This is a genomic window from Aeromonas sp. QDB17 (assembly GCF_027705305.1).
Classification (GTDB): domain Bacteria; phylum Pseudomonadota; class Gammaproteobacteria; order Enterobacterales; family Aeromonadaceae; genus Aeromonas; species Aeromonas caviae.
Genome location: NZ_JAPDBP010000001.1, coordinates 205,000 through 222,326, shown reverse-complemented (window position 1 = coordinate 222,326; position 17,327 = coordinate 205,000). Strand labels below are relative to the sequence as shown.

The following is a 17,327-nucleotide window of genomic DNA, read 5'->3' as shown; positions in this document are numbered from 1 at the left end:
GCCCGTCATTTCCCTTATTAACGGCTATTCATGCAACAAGAAACCTCACAAGAGAGCTGGACCGTCTTCAAGCGCCTGCTCGGTTATGTCCGGGATCGCAAGCTGGGTCTGGTGGGCGGCATCATTGGCATGCTGGGTTACGCGGCCGTGGATACCACCTTCGTCTACTCCATCAAACCGCTCATCGACCAGGGGCTCAACGGCAACGACAGCAGCGTGCTCAAGTGGATGCCCTTCTTCGTCCTCGGCATCGTGGCTCTGCGCGGCTGTGCCGCCTTCCTCTCCAACTACTGCATGGCCTGGGTCGGCAACCACGTGGTGATGCGCCTGCAGCAGCAGGTGTTCAGCCACCTGATGGCCATGCCCATGAGCTTCTTCGACCGCCAGAACACCGGCAACCTGCTCTCCAAGGTGACCTATGACGCCGGTCAGGTGTCGTCCGCCGCGAGCTCGACCCTGGTCTCCCTGGTGCGGGAAGGGGCCACCGTCATCGGCCTGCTGGGCCTGATGTTCTGGCACTCCTGGCAGTTGTCGGTGATCTTCCTGGTGGTGGGGCCCCTGGTCGGGATCCTCATCAGCATCATCAGCCGACGTTTTCGCAAGATAAGCCGCCACATCCAGCAGGCGGTAGGTGACATCACCACCTCCACCGAGCAGATGCTCAAGGGGCACAAAGAGGTGCTGATGTTCGGGGGCCAGGAGGTGGAGGACAAGCGCTTCTACCAGGTGAGCAACCGGATGCGCCAGCAGACCATGAAGATGGTCGCCGCCGACGCCATCGGCAGCCCCATCGTCCAGATGGTGGCCTCCGTGGCCCTTGCGGTCTTCCTCTATGTCGCCACCATCGACAGCGTCAAGGCGACCCTGACCGCGGGCACCTTCACCGTCATGGTCACCTCCATGATGATGCTGCTCAAGCCGCTGAAAAGCCTGACCGACGTGAACAACCAGTTCCAGCGCGGCATCACCGCCTGCCAGAGCCTGTTCGGTCTGCTGGACTCCACCCCGGAGCAGGACACCGGCACGCGCACTCTGGAACGTGCCCGAGGTGAAATCGAGTTTCGCAACGTCACCTTCACCTACCCGACCAAGGAGACACCGGCGCTGCGCAACATCAGCTTCAAGGTGGAGGCGGGCAAATCGGTGGCCCTGGTGGGTCGTTCCGGCTCCGGCAAGAGCACCATCGCGAGCCTTCTGACCCGCTTCTATGACATCGAAGAGGGGGAAATTCTGCTGGATGGCGTCAACATCCGCGAATACCGCCTGAGCGAGCTGCGCAAGCAGTACGCCCTGGTCTCCCAGCACGTGCACCTCTTCAACGACTCCGTGGCCAACAACATCGCCTACGCGGCGGAAGAGAAGTACAGCCGCGACGAGATCCAGCAGGCGGCCCGCATCGCCCATGCGGACGACTTCGTCAGCAAGATGCCGGAAGGCTATGACACCGTCATCGGCGAGAACGGCGCCTCCCTCTCCGGCGGCCAGCGCCAGCGCATCGCCATCGCCCGCGCCCTGTTGCGGGACTCTCCGGTGCTGCTGCTGGACGAAGCTACCTCGGCCCTGGACACCGAGTCCGAGCGTCACATCCAGGCGGCCATCGACGAGCTGTGCAAGGCGCGCACTTCCCTCGTGATCGCCCACCGCCTCTCCACCATCGAGAAGGCGGACGAGATCCTGGTGATCGACGAGGGACACATCGTCGAGCGCGGCAACCACCAAACCCTGATGGACATGCATGGTACTTATGCCCAGCTGCGGGCCATTCAGTTTGGTAATACAGCCACGGGTAACAAGGGCTGATGCTGGCCAGACTCTGGTACGGGAACAGCCTCTGGCGCTGGGGGCTGGCCCCCTTCGCCCTGCTGTTTGCCGTGATCAGCGGCGTCCGCCGTCTGGGGTATCGCCGGGGCTGGCTCAGCGCCTATCGGGCCACCCTGCCGGTGGTGGTGGTGGGCAATCTCTCGGTGGGGGGCAACGGCAAGACCCCGGTGGTGGTCTGGCTGGTGGAACAACTCCTGGCCCGGGGCTGGCGCCCCGGCGTGGTCAGCCGCGGCTATGGCGGCAAGGCGCCCCATTACCCCTATCGACTGGATGAGAGCAGCACCCCGGCCGAGGCCGGGGATGAGCCCGTGCTCATCGCAAGGCGCTGCGGCTGCCCCGTGGCGGTGGCCCCCAGACGGGCCGATGCTGTGCGGTTGCTGGAGCAAAGCGGTGAGGTGGACATCATCGTCACCGACGACGGCTTGCAGCACTATGCCCTGGCCCGTGACATCGAACTGGTGGTGGTGGACGGGGCGCGGCGCTTTGGCAATGGTTGTCTGCTGCCGATGGGGCCGCTGCGCGAGCCCACGACCCGCCTCAAGCGGGTGGACGCCATCATCTGCAACGGCGGCGAACCCGCCCGTGGCGAGTACGCCATGCGCCTGGTGCCGGATACCCTGCGCCGGGTGTGCGACGATGCGCCTCTCACTGCCTCCCTCTCGGGGCCGGTGGATGCCCTGGCGGGCATCGGCCATCCCCCCCGTTTCTTCGCCACCCTGACCGCCCTTGGTTACGAGCTGGTGCAGAGCGTCGGCTACGGGGATCACCAGGCGTTCGACGCCGCCGAGCTGCTGGCCCGCTTCGGCCAGCGCCCCTTGCTGATGACCGAGAAGGATGCGGTCAAGTGCCGCCCCTTCGCCCCGGACAACTGGTGGTATCTGCCGGTCAGCGCCGAGCTGCCCGATGCCCTGGGGGAGACGCTGCTGCGCACCCTGGGCCCGCAGCCCGGAAGAGGGGACGGGCATCAGGCGCCCTGACGGGCGCCACCGGATTGGAACAGACGGCCAGCGCCCGGACTCGGGGGCTGGCCCTGCACATTGATATGCCAGGCAAGATCGCCTGTGGGAAATCGTTAAAGGAGTTTCGTTGTGGCACTGGATATTAAACTGCTCGACATCATCGCCTGCCCGGTCTGCAAGGGGAAACTGCACTATCAAGCGCACGCCGAGGGCCCTCAGGAGCTCATCTGCCGCTTCGACAGACTGGCCTATCCCCTGGAGGAGGGGATCCCGGTGCTGCTGGAGAACCGGGCCCGTCACCTGGCGCTGGAAGAGCTGAAGCCATGAGTTTCGTCGTCGTCATTCCTGCCCGTTACGCCTCCACCCGGCTGCCGGGCAAGCCGCTGGCCGACATTCACGGCAAGCCCATGGTGCAGCACGTGGTGGAGAAGGCCCTGCAATCGGGCGCCGATCGGGTGATCGTCGCCACCGATGACGAGCGGGTGCAGCAGGCTCTGGCTCCCTTTGCCGCCGCTGCCGGGTTCGAGGTGTGCATGACCTCACCGGATCACCAGTCCGGCACCGAGCGTCTGGCCGAGGTGTGCCGTCACTACGGTTTTGCCGCCGACACCATAGTGGTCAACGTGCAGGGGGACGAGCCGCTCATTCCGCCGGTCATCATCCGTCAGGTGGCGGACAACCTGGCCGCTGCCAGCGCGCCCATGGCGACCCTGTCGGTGCCGATCAGGGATGCCGAAGAGGCGTTCAATCCCAATGCCGTCAAGGTGGTGACCGACCGGGAGGGGTATGCCCTCTATTTCAGTCGCGCCAGCATCCCCTGGGATCGGGATCGTTTTGCCGCAAGCCGCGAGCAGATTGGTGATCACTACCAGCGTCACATCGGCATCTACGCCTATCGCGCCGGTTTCATCCAGCGTTATGTGGACTGGGCGCCGAGCGCACTCGAGCAGGTCGAGGCGCTGGAGCAGCTGCGAGTGCTCTGGTACGGGGAGAAGATCCACGTGGCCCAGGCCCTCGAGGCGCCGCCGGTCGGGGTGGATACCCAGGCCGATCTGGACAAGGTGCGAGCGCTGCTGGCCGGTTGAGGCTGGCGGAACGGCTTTGATGCAACACGGCGCCCAAGGGCGCCGTTTTTTAATTGATTCTTTGTATAATAATTTGATTTAAAACGGATTTTACGAGCAATTTCAAACTTTTCCCGCCCATGGTTTGCCAAATCATCGAGTTTGGTTATGATGCAAGACGCCGTGTTAACCCTAACTGGCATATAACGAGATAAAAAACGGGGTGTTTGGGTGATTAATGTATTCCTGGTCGATGATCATGAGTTGGTGCGTACAGGGATAAGACGCATTTTGGAAGACGTCCGCGGGATCAAGGTGGTGGGCGAGGCGCAGAGCGGGGAAACCGCGGTGGCCTTCTGTCGGCAACATCACCCCGATGTGATCCTGATGGACATGAACATGCCGGGCATCGGCGGTCTGGAAGCGACCCGCAAGATCCTGCGGATCCGCCCCGATGTACGCATCATAGTGCTGACCATTCATTCAGAAAATCCGTTCCCTACCAAGGTGATGCAGGCGGGCGCCGCCGGGTACCTCACCAAGGGGGCCGCGCCGGACGAGATGATCCACGCCATTCGCCTGGTTCACTCCGGTCAGCGCTACATCTCCCCGGAGATCGCCCAGCAGATGGCCCTGAGCCAGTTCGCCTCCGCCGACGAGAACCCCTTCAAGTCCCTCTCCGAGCGGGAGCTGCAGATCATGATGATGATCACCAAGGGGCAGAAGGTGACCGACATCTCCGAGCAGCTCAACCTGAGCCCGAAGACGGTCAACAGCTACCGCTACCGCCTGTTCAGCAAGCTGGGGATCAACGGCGACGTGGAGCTGACCCATCTGGCCATTCGCTACGGCATGCTGGATGCCGATACCCTGTAACGGGGGCGTGTGGACACCAAAGGCGGCACCGGCCGCCTTTTGCTTTTTGCAGGCTGTGGGCAGTATGCTCTCCCCGTCTTTTTGCATTCATCCGTTGAGTCGAGTTGCCCATGACCCTCTCTCCCGAGCCCCATTTTGACAGCAAGGCGTTTCTGAGCGCCGTCACCCACCAGAGCGGTGTCTACCGCATGTACGACAGCGGCGGCACCGTCATCTACGTGGGCAAGGCCAAGGATCTCAAGAAACGGCTCGCCTCCTACTTTCGAGCCAACGTCGACAGCATCAAGACCCGCACCCTGGTGCGCCAGATTGCCGATGTGCAGGTAACAGTCACCCACACCGAGACCGAGGCGCTGATCCTCGAGCACAACCTCATCAAGCAGTACCAGCCCCGCTACAACGTGCTGCTGCGGGATGACAAATCCTACCCCTGGATCATCATCACCGACCATCGGCACCCGCGCATCGGCGTCCATCGCGGCGCCCGCAAGGTGAAGGGGGAGTATTTCGGCCCTTACCCCTCCGGTGGCGCGGTACGCGAGAGCCTGCACCTGATGCAGAAGATCTTCCCGGTGCGTCAGTGCGAGGATGCCGTCTATGTCAACCGTACCCGCCCCTGCCTGCTCTACCAGCTCAAGCGCTGCGCCGGCCCCTGCGTGGCGGGGCTGGTGAGCGAGGCCGAGTATGCCCAGCAGGTGGCGCTGGCCAAGCTGTTCCTCGCGGGCAAGAACCAGCAGGTGATCGGCGAACTGGTGGGCAAGATGGAGTCCGCCAGCGGCGATCTGCGCTTCGAGGAGGCGGCCCGCTACCGGGATCAGATCCAGGCCCTGCGCCGGGTCACCGAGCAGCAGTCGGTGAGCGGCAACGTGCTGGACGAGCTCGACGTGGTGGGGGTGGCCTTCGAGCAGGGGACCGCCTGCATCCATGTGCTCTTCATCCGCCAGGGCAAGGTGCTGGGATCGCGCAGCTACTTCCCGAAAGTGCCGGCCGATACCCCGCTTGACGAGGTGGTGCAATCCTTCCTGCTGCAGTTCTATCTGTCGGGGCAGGGGGGACGGCAGATCCCGAGCGAGGTGCTGCTGGACGTGGCGCTGGAGGATGAGAGCGTCATCGCCGACACCCTGAGCCAGACCGCCGGCTACAAGGTGCGGGTGGTGAGCCGGACGCGCAGCGAAAGGGCCCGCTTCATCAAGCTCGCCTCCATCAACGCCCAGACCGCGCTGCGCTCGCGCCTCGCCCACAAGAGCACCATCACCGCCCGTTACGATCAGCTGGAGGAGCTGCTGGAGCTCGAGACCCCCATCGCCCGCATGGAGTGCTTCGATATCTCCCACACCATGGGGGAGCGCACCGTGGCCTCCTGCGTGGTGTTCAACCGGGAGGGGCCGCTCTCCTCGGAATACCGCCGCTTCAACATCGACGGTATCACCGGCGGGGATGACTATGCCGCCATGGAGCAGGCGCTGGAGCGTCGCTTTGGCAAGCAGCAGGAGCCGGACAAGGTGCCGGATGTGCTGTTCATCGACGGCGGTCTCGGCCAGTTGCGCCGCGCGGAGGAGATCCTGGCGCGCCAGCTGGAGTTTCTCGGCGGCAAATATCCGCTGCTGGTGGGCATCGCCAAGGGGGTGACCCGCAAGGCGGGGTTGGAGACCCTGATCCTGGGGGACAGCCACGAAGAGCTGCACCTGCCGGCGGACATGCCCGCCTTGCACCTCATCCAGCACATTCGCGATGAATCCCACCGTTTTGCCATCACGGGCCACCGGGCCAGGCGCGCCAAGGCGCGCACCACCAGTACCCTGGAGGACATTCCCGGGGTGGGGCCGAAACGGCGGCAGGCGCTGCTCAAATACCTGGGGGGTTTGCAGGAAGTGAAAAAAGCCGGGGTGGACGAGCTCGCCAAGGTGCCCGGCATCAGCCAGGAGCTGGCCCAGTCCATCCACGACGCATTGCACTCGCTCTAGCGCTGCCTTTGGTGTGAAGGAGGTCACGCCAGGGGGCATCAGGGCGTGCCGCCTGCGCACAAGAGCCGTGACGCAGGGGGCTCCCAAATGCCATAATGACCGGCATCCTGAGGTTATTGATGGATTAATGGACCAAGGCGGGCGCCAGTTCGGTTGCATCCGCGATCGGCTTGGGGCTACCATGTAGCGGCATACAAGAAGTGGCTGAAAATAATGACAAATATTCCTAACCTGCTGACGTTCTTTCGGATTTTGCTCATCCCCGTCTTCGTCATCCTGTTCTACCTTCCCTATCAGTGGTCCTACATGGCGGCGGCCATCGTCTTCATCCTGGCGGCCGCAACCGACTGGTTTGACGGCTATCTTGCCCGCAAGCTGAACCAGTCCACCGCCTTTGGCGCCTTCCTCGATCCGGTGGCCGACAAGATCATGGTGGCGGCGGCCCTGGTGGTCATCGTCGAGCACTACAACACCGTCTGGGTCACCATCCCCGCCATGACCATGATTGGCCGGGAGATCATCATCTCCGCCCTGCGTGAATGGATGGCCGAGCTTGGCAAGCGCTCCTCGGTGGCCGTCAGCTGGATTGGCAAATGGAAGACCATGATCCAGATGGTGTCGCTCACCGGCCTCATCTGGCAATACGACATCTGGATGGTGTGGCTCGCCTATGTGCTGCTCTACGTGGCCACCGTGCTCACCTTCTGGTCCATGTTCCAGTACATGAAGGCCGCCTGGGGCGATCTCAGCTACCACTCCCGGTTCTAGTCCCGACGGGAAGATGGCCGTTTCTCTGCCACTGGCGCCGAGAAACGGCCATGAGCGCCAAAAGTGTGGGACAAGGGTAAAAAACACCCGAACGATCAGCGTATTAAATGTTTTTGGTTGACTGGGCGGGGAACATCGCTAGAATGCGTTCTCACAGTCAGGCAGTCAGCCAGACCGATGCGGGAATAGCTCAGTTGGTAGAGCACGACCTTGCCAAGGTCGGGGTCGCGAGTTCGAGTCTCGTTTCCCGCTCCAAATTCAGACAATAGAGAGTTCCTCTCTTTTGCATGGCGCGTTAGCAAAGCGGTTATGCAGCGGATTGCAAATCCGTTTAGTCCGGTTCGACTCCGGAACGTGCCTCCATATTGACAAGCCCGCCACGCGAGCTTGATACCGATTGCGGTGCCCGAGTGGTGAAATCGGTAGACACAAGGGATTTAAAATCCCTCGACGTTCGCGTCGTGCCGGTTCGATTCCGGCCTCGGGCACCATTAAAATCAAAGAGTTACTAAGGCCACTAGCAATAGTGGCCTTTTTGTTACTAGCTAATTGACAGCCAGAATGGCAGCGGCCTGAAGAGCCGGTTCATCTCTTGAATCTGCACGTGCCAAGCTACGACCCCTGGTGTGAACATCAAAGAGCCTGCTCGATGGCAGGCTCCTGAGTGCTTTCCAGAATTCTCTAGAGTTCCGAGATGATGGTCGACACCTCTTCTGCTCCGTGTCTTATCTCCTCCATCACTTTTGCAACGTCATCGATCTGCTTTTGCCCGTGGATGGCACCGTCTGCCGCGGACTGGATCTGCTCGCTGACCTGCCTGGTGAGCTGCTGATTCTGGCTGACGACATTGGCTATTTCGTTGGTCGATAGGGAGGTTCTTGCCGCCAGTTGACGAACTTCATCGGCCACGACGGCAAAGCCTCTGCCTTGTTCGCCGGCTCTCGCCGCTTCGATGGCGGCATTGAGCGCGAGCAGGTTGGTCTGGTCTGCAATGCTGCTGATGGTGGATACGATGGCGGTGATATTCTGGGATTGAGCGTGAAGCTTGTTCATCAAGGTGCTGGCATGTTCCATCTGCCTGACAATATTGTCCGAAGTGGAGACGACGGTGGTCAACATCTCCTCTCCTTTGATGGCGGAGGATTTGGTTGTGACAGATGTTTCATTTGCCACCTTGGCCACATGTTGTACGGCCTGATCTTTGCTGATCTGCTGGGTGATATTGGAAGCAAACTTGATGACCTTGATCACCTTGCCATGGCTGCCCCGCACAGCGTTGTAGGTTGCCTCCAGCCAGACTTCATGGCCTTTTTTATCAAATCGCTGAAAGCGCCCCGATTTGAACGTCCCCTGAGCCAGCTCCTGCCAGAAATCGGGATGTTCCCGATAAAACAGCTCATCACAAAACATGCGATGTTGATGGCCTTTAATTTCATCGAGTCGATAGCCCATGGTATCCAGGAAATTACGGTTGGCGGAAATAACAACACCAGTCGGTTCAAACTCGATGACGGCGAGGGAGCGATCCAGCGCCTCAAATATTGCTTTTTGAGTCATGAGCAGATCATGTTGCACCGTCACATCTGACGCTATTTTGATGATCTTGATTATTTTTCCACCATGGCTGACGGGGAAATAGGTGGCCTCCAGCCATATTTCCTTGCCTTGTTTGCCAACCCGGTGGAAGGCAGCCATGCTGGCTGTGCCCATTTGCCAGATCTCGCCAGAATTCCCGATAGGAGGGAGAGTCGGTATCTTCTTTCATGCAGAACATGGCGTGATGCTGCTGCACGATCTCATTGAGGGAGTAGCCGACGGAATGAAGAAAAAGCGGGCTGGCATCGAGAATATAACCATCGGTAGTGAATTCAATCATGGGAAGATGATCGTGCATGGCATGATCCAGTGCCTCGCTTTTCAAGGCCCTCTCTCGTTCTGCTGCCAGCTCTTTTTTAAGTTTCGAGTCGAACATAAGCACACCCCAGCCAAGAAAATAGAATCATCCGACATCTCTTCGTTGACGAACCCTTCACACTTTCTGGGTATCAAGCGTTGTTTTGAGTGTAATGCACCCCTGTCATTTGATTCGGTCTTTTCCATACAAAAAGCAGGTTTAATACAAGATGATGCGCCCTTCTTATATGCGGTGATAAATAAAACGTATTCCTATTCTGAATGATTTGTTCGATGCATCGATTATTTAACGGGGGTCTGTCAGTGGGCAAGACAATGGTTCGCAGTCGTGGGCGAACAGGGCCTCATGTCGGCGAATACGGGTATCCAGGGCAGGGGCTTGTCGGTGAGGCGTGACGGTTGTCTGCATCGATGGGGGAGGGCGCGCAGCGGGAAGGTGCGGCATATAGAGGTGTCTCGGTCCCTCTGTCCGGGAAACCTGCACTTGAGTGTTTGAACGCATCTGTTGTCCATTGTCATGGACGATGGGAAGGAGGGGTGACGTTCCGTGTGGCTGCGAAATGCCCTGGAGAGGCTCGCCTGACCTGGTCAGGCGAGCCGGCTCATATCGCGTCAGTCATCACCCCTGGGCATTGACCAGGATCCGGCCGCGCACCTGGCCTGCCAGGAAGGCATTCCCCAGGGTCACGACCTGGGAGAGGGGCACTTCCCGGGTGAGGAGGTTGAGGCGAGTCAGGTCGAGATCCTCGGCCAGTCGGGCCCAGGCCTGCTGGCGCAGCGGGCGCGGTGCCATCACGCTGTCGATGCCATAGAGGGTGACGCCGCGCAGGATGAAGGGCATGACGGTGGAGGGGAAGTCCATCCCTCCCGCGAGACCGCAGGCGGCCACGGCGCCGCCGTAGCGGGTAGTGGCGCAGGCATTGGCCAGGGTGTGGCTGCCGACGGTGTCGATGACGCCTGCCCAGCGTTCCTTGCCCAGCGGGCGTCCCGGCGCGGCCAGTTCGGCGCGATCGATCACCTCGGCGGCGCCGAGGGACGTCAGATAGTCGGCCTCGTGCAGCCGCCCGGTGGCGGCCACCACTCGATAGCCCAGCTTGGCCAGGAGGGTGATCGCCACGCTGCCCACGCCGCCGTTGGCGCCCGTCACCAGAATGTCACCGTCACCGGGGGTGATGCCGTGCTTCTCCAACGCCATCACGCAGAGCATGGCGGTGTACCCTGCGGTGCCGATGGCCATGGCGTCCCGGGGCTGGAAGCGCTCAGGCAGGGCAACCAGCCAGTCGCCCCGGACCCGTGCCCGCTCCGCCAGCCCTCCGCTGTGGGTCTCGCCCACGCCCCATCCGTTGAGCACCACCTTGTCGCCGGGGCGCCAGTCGGGATGCTGGCTCTCCAGCACGGTACCGGCAAAGTCGATACCGGGGATCAGAGGGAAGCGGCGTACCACGGGGGCGGCGCCGGTGAGGGCCAGGCCATCCTTGTAGTTGAGGGAAGACCACTCTACCGCCACGGTCACATCCCCGGCAGGCAACATCTCCTCGGAGAGGCTCTGGTAGCTGGCGCGATAACCCGCCTCGTCTTTCTCGATCAGAATACCGTTGAACATCTTGTCTACTCCCATTAATTGGACTGACTGACTATTAATCTCCGTAAAAAAATCACTTTGCTAACTTCATGAAAAAATTGAGAAAAGAGAGCATGGGCTCGGTATCGCCCACTAGGCGTGCGCGCAGTACGGCCCCTTCCCAGCCGATCCAGAACTGATGGGCGAGGGCAGGGCAGTCACAATCAGGGGGCAGCTCCCCCGCCGTCACCGCGTCCCTCAGGCAGCGGGCGAGCAGCGCCTCCCAGTCGAGGAGGATCTGCTCGAGGCGCAGGCGCAGCTCGGGGGGCAGTTGCACCACCTCCTGACCCAGGTTGCCCACAAGGCAGCCCCGCTGGAACGCAAACCGGGTCATGCCCCGGCAGGCGCTGTCGACGAAGGCGACAAGGCGGGCCAGGGGGGGCAGGCTCTCATCCTCCAGATAGCGCGTCAGCTTGCGGCAGAAGTAGTGGTGATAGGCATCCATGACCGCCAGGGTGAAGTCGTGCTTGGTGGTGAAGTAGTGATAGAAGGAGCCCTTGGGGATCCCGGTCGACTGCAACACCCGCTCGATGGAGGTGGCGGCGATGCCCTGCTCGGTCAGCAGCTCCATGCCCCGGCGGATCAACAGATCCCGGGTATCGGCATAGGTGTGCCCGTGCTGGGCAGGGCGGCCGCGAGGGCGGCGAGGCAGGGGGTCATTGGCTTGCATGGGGCTTATTAGACGTCTCAACTAGAAATGATGCAAGCGCGGCATCGAACGGACGAAACGAGTGGATGAGATCGGGTAGTCGAGACAAGTTGGCGCCAGCGGGGCTGAAAACAGCGAGGGCGCCAGTGGCGCCCTCGCATCGATGTTTGGCTGCGTCTCAGCTGCGCAGCTTGTTGTAGACAAACAGCACGATCAGGGCGCCAACGGTGGCGATGATGATGCTCGGCAGGTTGAAGCCGGTGACCGTTCCCATCCCAAGCAAGGTGCTGACATAGCCCCCCACCATGGCACCGACCACCCCCAGGATCACCGTCATGAAGAAACCGCCGCCATCCTTGCCCGGCATGATCCATTTGGCCAGGATGCCGACGATCAGCCCCAGTACCACCCAAGTAAGAAATCCCATGGTCTTCTCCTCGTTGTGTGCAGAGAACCAGAGTATATGCAGGGATCCAGTTTGTATCCCGCCGCAGCACGGCGTGAGTCAGAAACGGTCATATGAGACTCGCTCCTGACCATGGCAGGCAGAGGGCCTCAGCCAAGCGCGCGGGTGTCGAGGCGCTGCCCGGCGGGGGAGCACACCAGCACCGACCCCTGCTCGAACCAGTCTCCCAGCACGATGCGCCGCGCCGCACGCCCATCCAGAGTGAAGTCGTGGATGGCGGGCCTGTGAGTGTGGCCGTGGATCATCAGGCGGCAGCCGTGCTGGCGCAGCATGTCGTCCACCGCCTCCGGGGTCACGTCCATGATGATCTGGCTCTTCTGGGCATTCTCCATCTGGCTCTGGCCGCGCATCTTGTGGGCGATGGCCTGGCGGCGCGAGAGCGGCAGGCGCAGGAAGAGCCAGCGTAGCCATTTGAGTTGTGTGATGCGGCGAAACTTCTGGTAGCCCTCATCTCGAGTGCAGAGCAGATCCCCGTGGCTCAGCAGCACCTGCTCGCCGTACAGCTCGATGACGCAGGGGTCGCCGAGCAGGGTCATGCCGGCCTGTTTGGCAAACTGGCGCCCCAAGAGAAAGTCGCGGTTGCCGTGAATGAAGTAGAGGGGCACCCCTTGCTGGCTCAGGGCGAGAAAGGCATCGGCCACCTCGCGGTGGAGCGGGTTGGGGTCGTCGTCCCCAATCCAGAATTCGAACAGATCCCCCAGCACATAGAGGGCGTCGGCACCGGGCGCGTCTTCGGCCAGAAAGCGCACCAGGGCCGCCGTCATGTCGGGCCTGCCTTGGCTGAGGTGAATGTCACTGATAAAGAGGGTGCTCATGAGTTCCTGGGCATCATGGTAAGAGAGTCCCGCCTGGGGGCGGACAAGGCCTGTGACCTTGCTCGTCGAGCGGGTGGGGGAGGGAAGGGCAGCAGAGCCCCGTAAGGTTGACGCCCTCCAGGGTCAGCAACGCCTCGTAAGGGTCGCCGGACAGGCCCAGCAGGCGGCACATGGCCGCTTCCCCCTTGAGCCCTTCATCAACACGCAGGCGCAGCACCTCCCGGTGGAAGGGGGCGCCAAAGCGCTCAAGCAGGGCGGCCATCAGGCTGAGGTGGCGCCAGCCATGACACGCCTCGAGGGGATCAGGGGTGAGGTAGAGCTCGACTGGCCAGCACTGGCCATCTGGCCCGTGGCGTCGCTGTTCGGCGATCCAGACCTGCTCGCCCTTGCTTCGCACCTGCCAGCCTTGTGCTGCCAGTGTCGCGGCAAGGAAGGCCGGGTCCGGATGCTGGCAGAGGATGTCGAGATCGCTGCCGGGTCTATCCAGCCCGATGGCGATCGTGCTCACCAGGGCCAGATCGTTGCACAGGGGGCCAAGCTCATCCCACAGGCCGCCGCTCAGCAGGGCGTGGGCCGAGCGCTGACGTTCGTTGCCCTGGGCCAGATAGTCGAGGCGGCGCCAGTTGGGGGCAGCAGATGGAAAAACTGCGGCCGGGGCCGCAGTGGTATCAGAGCCTGGCCGGCAGGGATTACTCGGCAAGGGTCACCTTGGTGATGACGACGTCTTCGGTCGGAACGTCCTGGTGCATGCGGCCGTAGTTGCCGGTCTTCACGCCCTTGATCTTGTTGACCACGTCCATGCCGGCGGTCACTTCACCGAACACGCAGTAGCCGAAGCCCTGGGTGGTGGCGGACTTGAAGTCCAGGAAGTCGTTGTTGTTCACGTTGATGAAGAACTGGGCGCTGGCGGAGTGCGGCTCCATGGTGCGGGCCATGGCGATGGTGCCGACCTTGTTGGACAGACCGTTGGCCGCCTCGTTCTTGATGGGAGCGCGGGTCTCTTTCTCTTCAAAGCCCGGGGCATAGCCGCCGCCCTGGATCATGAAGCCGTCGATGACGCGGTGGAAGATGGTGTTGTCGTAGTGACCGTCACGGCAGTATTGCAGGAAGTTGGCCACGGTCTCCGGGGCTTTTTCCGCGTTCAGGGTCAGGGTGATGTCGCCGTGGTTGGTGTGCAGAGTAACCATGAGTTGTCCTTTCATTTTGACGCGGGCAGCAAGGTGCCCGCAGGTGTATGGCATAAAGTGGTGGCAATTCTAGCCCATCAAGGCCCTGCGGCATAGATGGCAGGGGGGAGAGGGGGCTTTTTCTGCCTCGTTTTCTATACCGGATGCGGTTAGAATGGCAGGCCATTTTACTCACAGGCAGTGGTCATAAGATGCTGAAGATATACAACACACTCACTCGTCAAAAAGAAGAATTCAAACCTATCCACCCGGGCAAGGTGGGCATGTATGTGTGTGGCGTCACTATCTATGATCACTGTCATATCGGCCATGGCCGTACCTTCGTCGCCTTCGACGTCGTCGCTCGCTACCTGCGTTATGCAGGATACGACCTCACCTATGTGCGCAACGTCACCGACGTGGACGACAAGATCATCAAGCGCGCCGCCGAAACGCACGTGACCTGTGACGATCTCACCGAGCGCCTCATCGGTGACATGCACCAGGATTTCGACGCCCTCGGCATGGTGCGTCCGGACATCGAACCCCGCGCCACCCAGCACATCGGTGAGATCATCGCCCTGGTTGAAACCCTGCTGGAAAAAGGGCACGCCTACGTGGCGGACAACGGCGATGTGATGTTCATCGTCGAGTCCTACGCCGACTACGGCAAGCTCTCCGGCCAGGATCTGGAGCAGCTGCAGGCCGGCGCCCGGGTCGACGTGGTGGATGCCAAGCGCAATCCGCTGGACTTCGTGCTGTGGAAGATGTCCAAGCCGGGCGAGCCGACCTGGGACAGCCCCTGGGGCCCGGGTCGCCCTGGCTGGCACATCGAGTGCTCCGCCATGAACTCCAAGCACCTTGGCAACCACTTCGACATCCACGGCGGCGGCTCCGATCTGCAGTTCCCGCACCACGAGAACGAGATTGCCCAGTCCTGCTGCGCCCACGGTGGCGACTACGTCAACACCTGGATGCACAGCGGCATGGTGATGGTGGATAAAGAGAAGATGTCCAAATCCCTTGGCAACTTCTTCACCATCCGTGACGTGCTGGCCCATTATGACGCCGAAACCGTCCGTTACTTCCTGATGTCCGGTCACTACCGCAGCCAGCTCAACTACTCGGAAGACAACCTCAAGCAGGCCCGCGCCGCCCTGGAGCGCATGTACACCGCCCTGCGCGATCTGCCGGCGGCGGCGGCCGCCGGTGGCGACGAGCAGGTGGCTCGCTTCAAGGAAGCGATGGACGATGACTTCAACACCCCGGAAGCCTACTCCGCCCTGTTCGATCTGGTGCGCGAGATCAACCGCCAGAAGGCCGAAGACATCGCTGTCGCCGCCGGCCTCGGTGCCCGTCTGCGGGAGCTGGGAGCCGTGCTCGGCATCCTGCAACAGGATCCGGATGCTTTCTTGAAGGGTATTGAGGCGGACGAAGAGGTCGCCGAAATCGAGCGCCTGATCGCCGAGCGCAATCAGGCCCGCGCCGACAAGAACTGGGCCGCGGCGGATGCCGCCCGCAACCGTCTCACCGAGATGGGCATCGTGCTGGAAGACAGCGCCGGCAAGACCAGCTGGCGCCGTGCCTAAGGCCGGTGGCCTGTTAGGCCAACCGGTTAACCAAATAAAAAACCGCAGCCCTTGGGCTGCGGTTTTTGTTTGGGCCTTTTCCCTCGACACCTCTTAAGCCTCGGCATCCTTCGGTCTGATCCCCTCGCCCCTTGGGGGAGAGGGTCAGGGTGAGGGGGGCTCGCATCATTACTCACCGGAGTGCCAGCAAGCCGTCTGTTTCTTGCCCCCAGTTCCTACCTGACCTGGTTGGCGCCTCTGATCATGGCTGGTCCGGCAGTGTGTTCAGGTCTTTGGTGCGCGCCTCGGTCAACTGGGTGAGACAACTGCTGTGGACCATGGGCGCCATTGATCCCCCTTCATAGACGCCGGCCTCGTAGCTGCACTGGGCATCGCGAAAGGTGATCCAGGCCCGTTGCGCAGTTCTCAGCCTCTCCAGCTGTGCCTTCTCCAGGGAGGCAACCCGCTTTTTATAGGCGGCATTGAGCTTGGCATCGGCTCGCTGGTAATCCTGAAACGCACAGATGTTCATGTCGGTTTGTGTCACCGGCGCAGTACAATCCTGTTCGGCCTGAACGGCAGTGGTTGCCAGCAAGAGCAACAGGGCGGGATAGGGTCTCAAAAGGCAGTTCCTTTGTGGTAGGGAGAGGGCCAATATACGGCATAAACCGGCCCGATGGCGGCTCTGTTTTTCAAGAATAACAAGGAGATGACGTCATGAAGTTGAACTGGATGCCGTTTCTGGCCCTGCCTCTGCTGGCGTCCGGGCTGTCTGTGGCCGCCACTGCCCCCGATATGCAGGCCCAAGTACGCGCCAAGGTGGCCGAGTTTCTCGACTGGGAGCGCCAAGTCAAACCGAGCGGCCTCTATCAGGCAGACCTGGGCGGTGCGTTGCCCAACATCGTCTCCCCCGAGCTGCTCTGCCTGCTCAATGCCGCCTCCAAGGCGCGCGAAATAGCCGCCCGCGAAGCCCCGGACGAGAAGCCCCCCTTCGTCGAGGGCAACCCCTTCCTGCCCAATGCCTGGGATCACCTGCTGGGCTCTGAGATACTCTCGTCACGCGCCATCGCCGGCAGCCGTGATCGCAGCGAGGTCAAGGTGCGCTTTACCTTTGGCGAGCCGGGCACCCCGCTCGATGCCCCCAGCGGCACCTACCGTTTTGTCAGCACCTATCTGGTACTGGACGGGCCGCAAGGAGCTCGCATCACCGATATCGACGCTGGCGGCAGCTGTGATTTCTGCCAATCCGGCAGCCTGCGCGCCGCCCTCTATGAGACGCTCACCGCCTATCCCGCCGCAGGGGGAGAGCAGTGCAAGGGGTTGGGGAAATAGGGCTTTGGCTTGAGTGAAAAAGTGTTTGGGGAATAGAAATAAAAACCGCAGATCAAGGCTGCGGTTTTTTGTGGTTTGCCGAAGCCTCGGCATCCTTCGCTCAGATCCCCTCTCCCCTTGCGGGAGAGGGCAAGGGTGAGGGGACTAACGTCATTCCTTGGCTGAATATCGTCCCACGCCTTAATGGCATGGCTTCGCCATGCAGGACGCGAGGGCTTTGCCCTCGAAGAGGTTTCGCCGCCGCTGCGCGGCTTGGCGAGTGACTTTGGAAAGACCCGCTCTCTTTGGCAAATAACACCAAAAGTCTTCCCCCCGGCAAACCGCCCGCTTCGAACATCCTTGTT

The 17,327-nt window shown here is 61.6% G+C and carries 16 protein-coding genes, 3 tRNA genes and 1 pseudogene; 12 read left to right on the top strand and 8 right to left on the bottom strand.

Annotated features, from left to right (window positions below):
- The first annotated feature begins 30 nt into the window (after positions 1-30).
- The 10 genes from msbA (at position 31) to OKC41_RS00920 (ending at position 7,943) form a co-directional block, all read left to right on the top strand.
- Positions 31-1,800 (top strand): lipid A ABC transporter ATP-binding protein/permease MsbA, encoded by a 1,770-nt coding sequence (msbA, locus tag OKC41_RS00965; RefSeq protein WP_042014329.1) that lies wholly within the window; start codon positions 31-33, stop codon positions 1,798-1,800.
- Positions 1,800-2,798 carry a tetraacyldisaccharide 4'-kinase gene (lpxK, locus tag OKC41_RS00960; RefSeq protein WP_270671597.1) on the top strand — a complete coding sequence of 333 codons (999 nt, stop codon included), beginning with the start codon at positions 1,800-1,802 and terminating at the stop codon, positions 2,796-2,798. Before msbA ends, lpxK begins: the two co-directional genes overlap by 1 nt.
- A 111-nt stretch (positions 2,799-2,909) precedes the next feature.
- A complete protein-coding gene (locus OKC41_RS00955) occupies positions 2,910-3,107 on the top strand; it encodes a Trm112 family protein (RefSeq protein WP_010675233.1) in 198 nt (65 codons plus the stop codon).
- Positions 3,104-3,865 (top strand): 3-deoxy-manno-octulosonate cytidylyltransferase, encoded by a 762-nt coding sequence (kdsB, locus tag OKC41_RS00950; RefSeq protein ID WP_270671596.1) that lies wholly within the window; start codon positions 3,104-3,106, stop codon positions 3,863-3,865. The genes OKC41_RS00955 and kdsB overlap by 4 nt, the downstream gene beginning before the upstream one ends.
- Positions 3,866-4,075: 210 nt before the next feature.
- Positions 4,076-4,720: a UvrY/SirA/GacA family response regulator transcription factor gene (gene uvrY, locus OKC41_RS00945; protein WP_010675231.1), complete on the top strand. Its 645-nt coding sequence runs from the start codon at positions 4,076-4,078 to the stop codon at positions 4,718-4,720.
- 110 nt (positions 4,721-4,830) lie between these two features.
- Positions 4,831-6,684 carry an excinuclease ABC subunit UvrC gene (gene uvrC, locus OKC41_RS00940; protein ID WP_270671595.1) on the top strand — a complete coding sequence of 618 codons (1,854 nt, stop codon included), beginning with the start codon at positions 4,831-4,833 and terminating at the stop codon, positions 6,682-6,684.
- A gap of 213 nt (positions 6,685-6,897) precedes the next feature.
- Positions 6,898-7,452 (top strand): CDP-diacylglycerol--glycerol-3-phosphate 3-phosphatidyltransferase, encoded by a 555-nt coding sequence (gene pgsA / locus OKC41_RS00935; protein ID WP_010675229.1) that lies wholly within the window; start codon positions 6,898-6,900, stop codon positions 7,450-7,452.
- Between the two features lie 179 nt (positions 7,453-7,631).
- Positions 7,632-7,707 (top strand) — tRNA-Gly (locus OKC41_RS00930).
- A gap of 34 nt (positions 7,708-7,741) precedes the next feature.
- A tRNA-Cys gene (locus OKC41_RS00925) sits at positions 7,742-7,815 on the top strand.
- A 41-nt stretch (positions 7,816-7,856) separates the two neighbouring features.
- Positions 7,857-7,943: transfer RNA gene (locus OKC41_RS00920), tRNA-Leu, on the top strand.
- 190 nt (positions 7,944-8,133) lie between these two features.
- Here OKC41_RS00920 and OKC41_RS00915 read toward each other — a convergent pair.
- From OKC41_RS00915 to OKC41_RS00880, 7 genes and pseudogenes are all read right to left on the bottom strand, one after another.
- Positions 8,134-9,424 (bottom strand): annotated as a pseudogene (locus OKC41_RS00915) (methyl-accepting chemotaxis protein).
- A gap of 561 nt (positions 9,425-9,985) precedes the next feature.
- Complete coding sequence (locus OKC41_RS00905) at positions 9,986-10,969, bottom strand: oxidoreductase (RefSeq protein WP_270671593.1); 984 nt, start codon at positions 10,967-10,969, stop codon at positions 9,986-9,988.
- A 52-nt stretch (positions 10,970-11,021) separates the two neighbouring features.
- On the bottom strand, positions 11,022-11,657 hold the full coding sequence (locus OKC41_RS00900; protein WP_201893641.1) for a TetR/AcrR family transcriptional regulator: 636 nt from the start codon (positions 11,655-11,657) through the stop codon (positions 11,022-11,024).
- A gap of 157 nt (positions 11,658-11,814) precedes the next feature.
- Positions 11,815-12,063: a GlsB/YeaQ/YmgE family stress response membrane protein gene (locus tag OKC41_RS00895; RefSeq protein ID WP_010675223.1), complete on the bottom strand. Its 249-nt coding sequence runs from the start codon at positions 12,061-12,063 to the stop codon at positions 11,815-11,817.
- 128 nt (positions 12,064-12,191) lie between these two features.
- The gene (lpxH, locus tag OKC41_RS00890; RefSeq protein ID WP_201893643.1) at positions 12,192-12,917 is read right to left on the bottom strand and encodes a UDP-2,3-diacylglucosamine diphosphatase; all 726 of its coding nucleotides are present in this window, start codon (positions 12,915-12,917) and stop codon (positions 12,192-12,194) included.
- A 13-nt stretch (positions 12,918-12,930) separates the two neighbouring features.
- Positions 12,931-13,617 carry a DUF4269 domain-containing protein gene (locus OKC41_RS00885; protein ID WP_201893646.1) on the bottom strand — a complete coding sequence of 229 codons (687 nt, stop codon included), beginning with the start codon at positions 13,615-13,617 and terminating at the stop codon, positions 12,931-12,933.
- Entirely contained in the window at positions 13,607-14,104 is a 498-nt protein-coding gene (locus OKC41_RS00880) for a peptidylprolyl isomerase (protein WP_010675220.1), read from the bottom strand. The genes OKC41_RS00885 and OKC41_RS00880 overlap by 11 nt, the downstream gene beginning before the upstream one ends.
- 191 nt (positions 14,105-14,295) lie before the next feature.
- On the opposite strand from OKC41_RS00880, the gene cysS reads away from it, so the two are divergent.
- Positions 14,296-15,672 (top strand): cysteine--tRNA ligase, encoded by a 1,377-nt coding sequence (gene cysS / locus OKC41_RS00875; protein WP_183149792.1) that lies wholly within the window; start codon positions 14,296-14,298, stop codon positions 15,670-15,672.
- A 241-nt stretch (positions 15,673-15,913) separates the two neighbouring features.
- Here the strand turns inward: cysS and OKC41_RS00870 are convergent, their stop codons facing one another.
- The gene (locus tag OKC41_RS00870; RefSeq protein WP_039041200.1) at positions 15,914-16,273 is read right to left on the bottom strand and encodes a lysozyme inhibitor LprI family protein; all 360 of its coding nucleotides are present in this window, start codon (positions 16,271-16,273) and stop codon (positions 15,914-15,916) included.
- A gap of 95 nt (positions 16,274-16,368) precedes the next feature.
- On the opposite strand from OKC41_RS00870, the gene OKC41_RS00865 reads away from it, so the two are divergent.
- Positions 16,369-16,983 (top strand): hypothetical protein, encoded by a 615-nt coding sequence (locus tag OKC41_RS00865; protein WP_270671592.1) that lies wholly within the window; start codon positions 16,369-16,371, stop codon positions 16,981-16,983.
- Positions 16,984-17,327 lie beyond the last annotated feature (344 nt).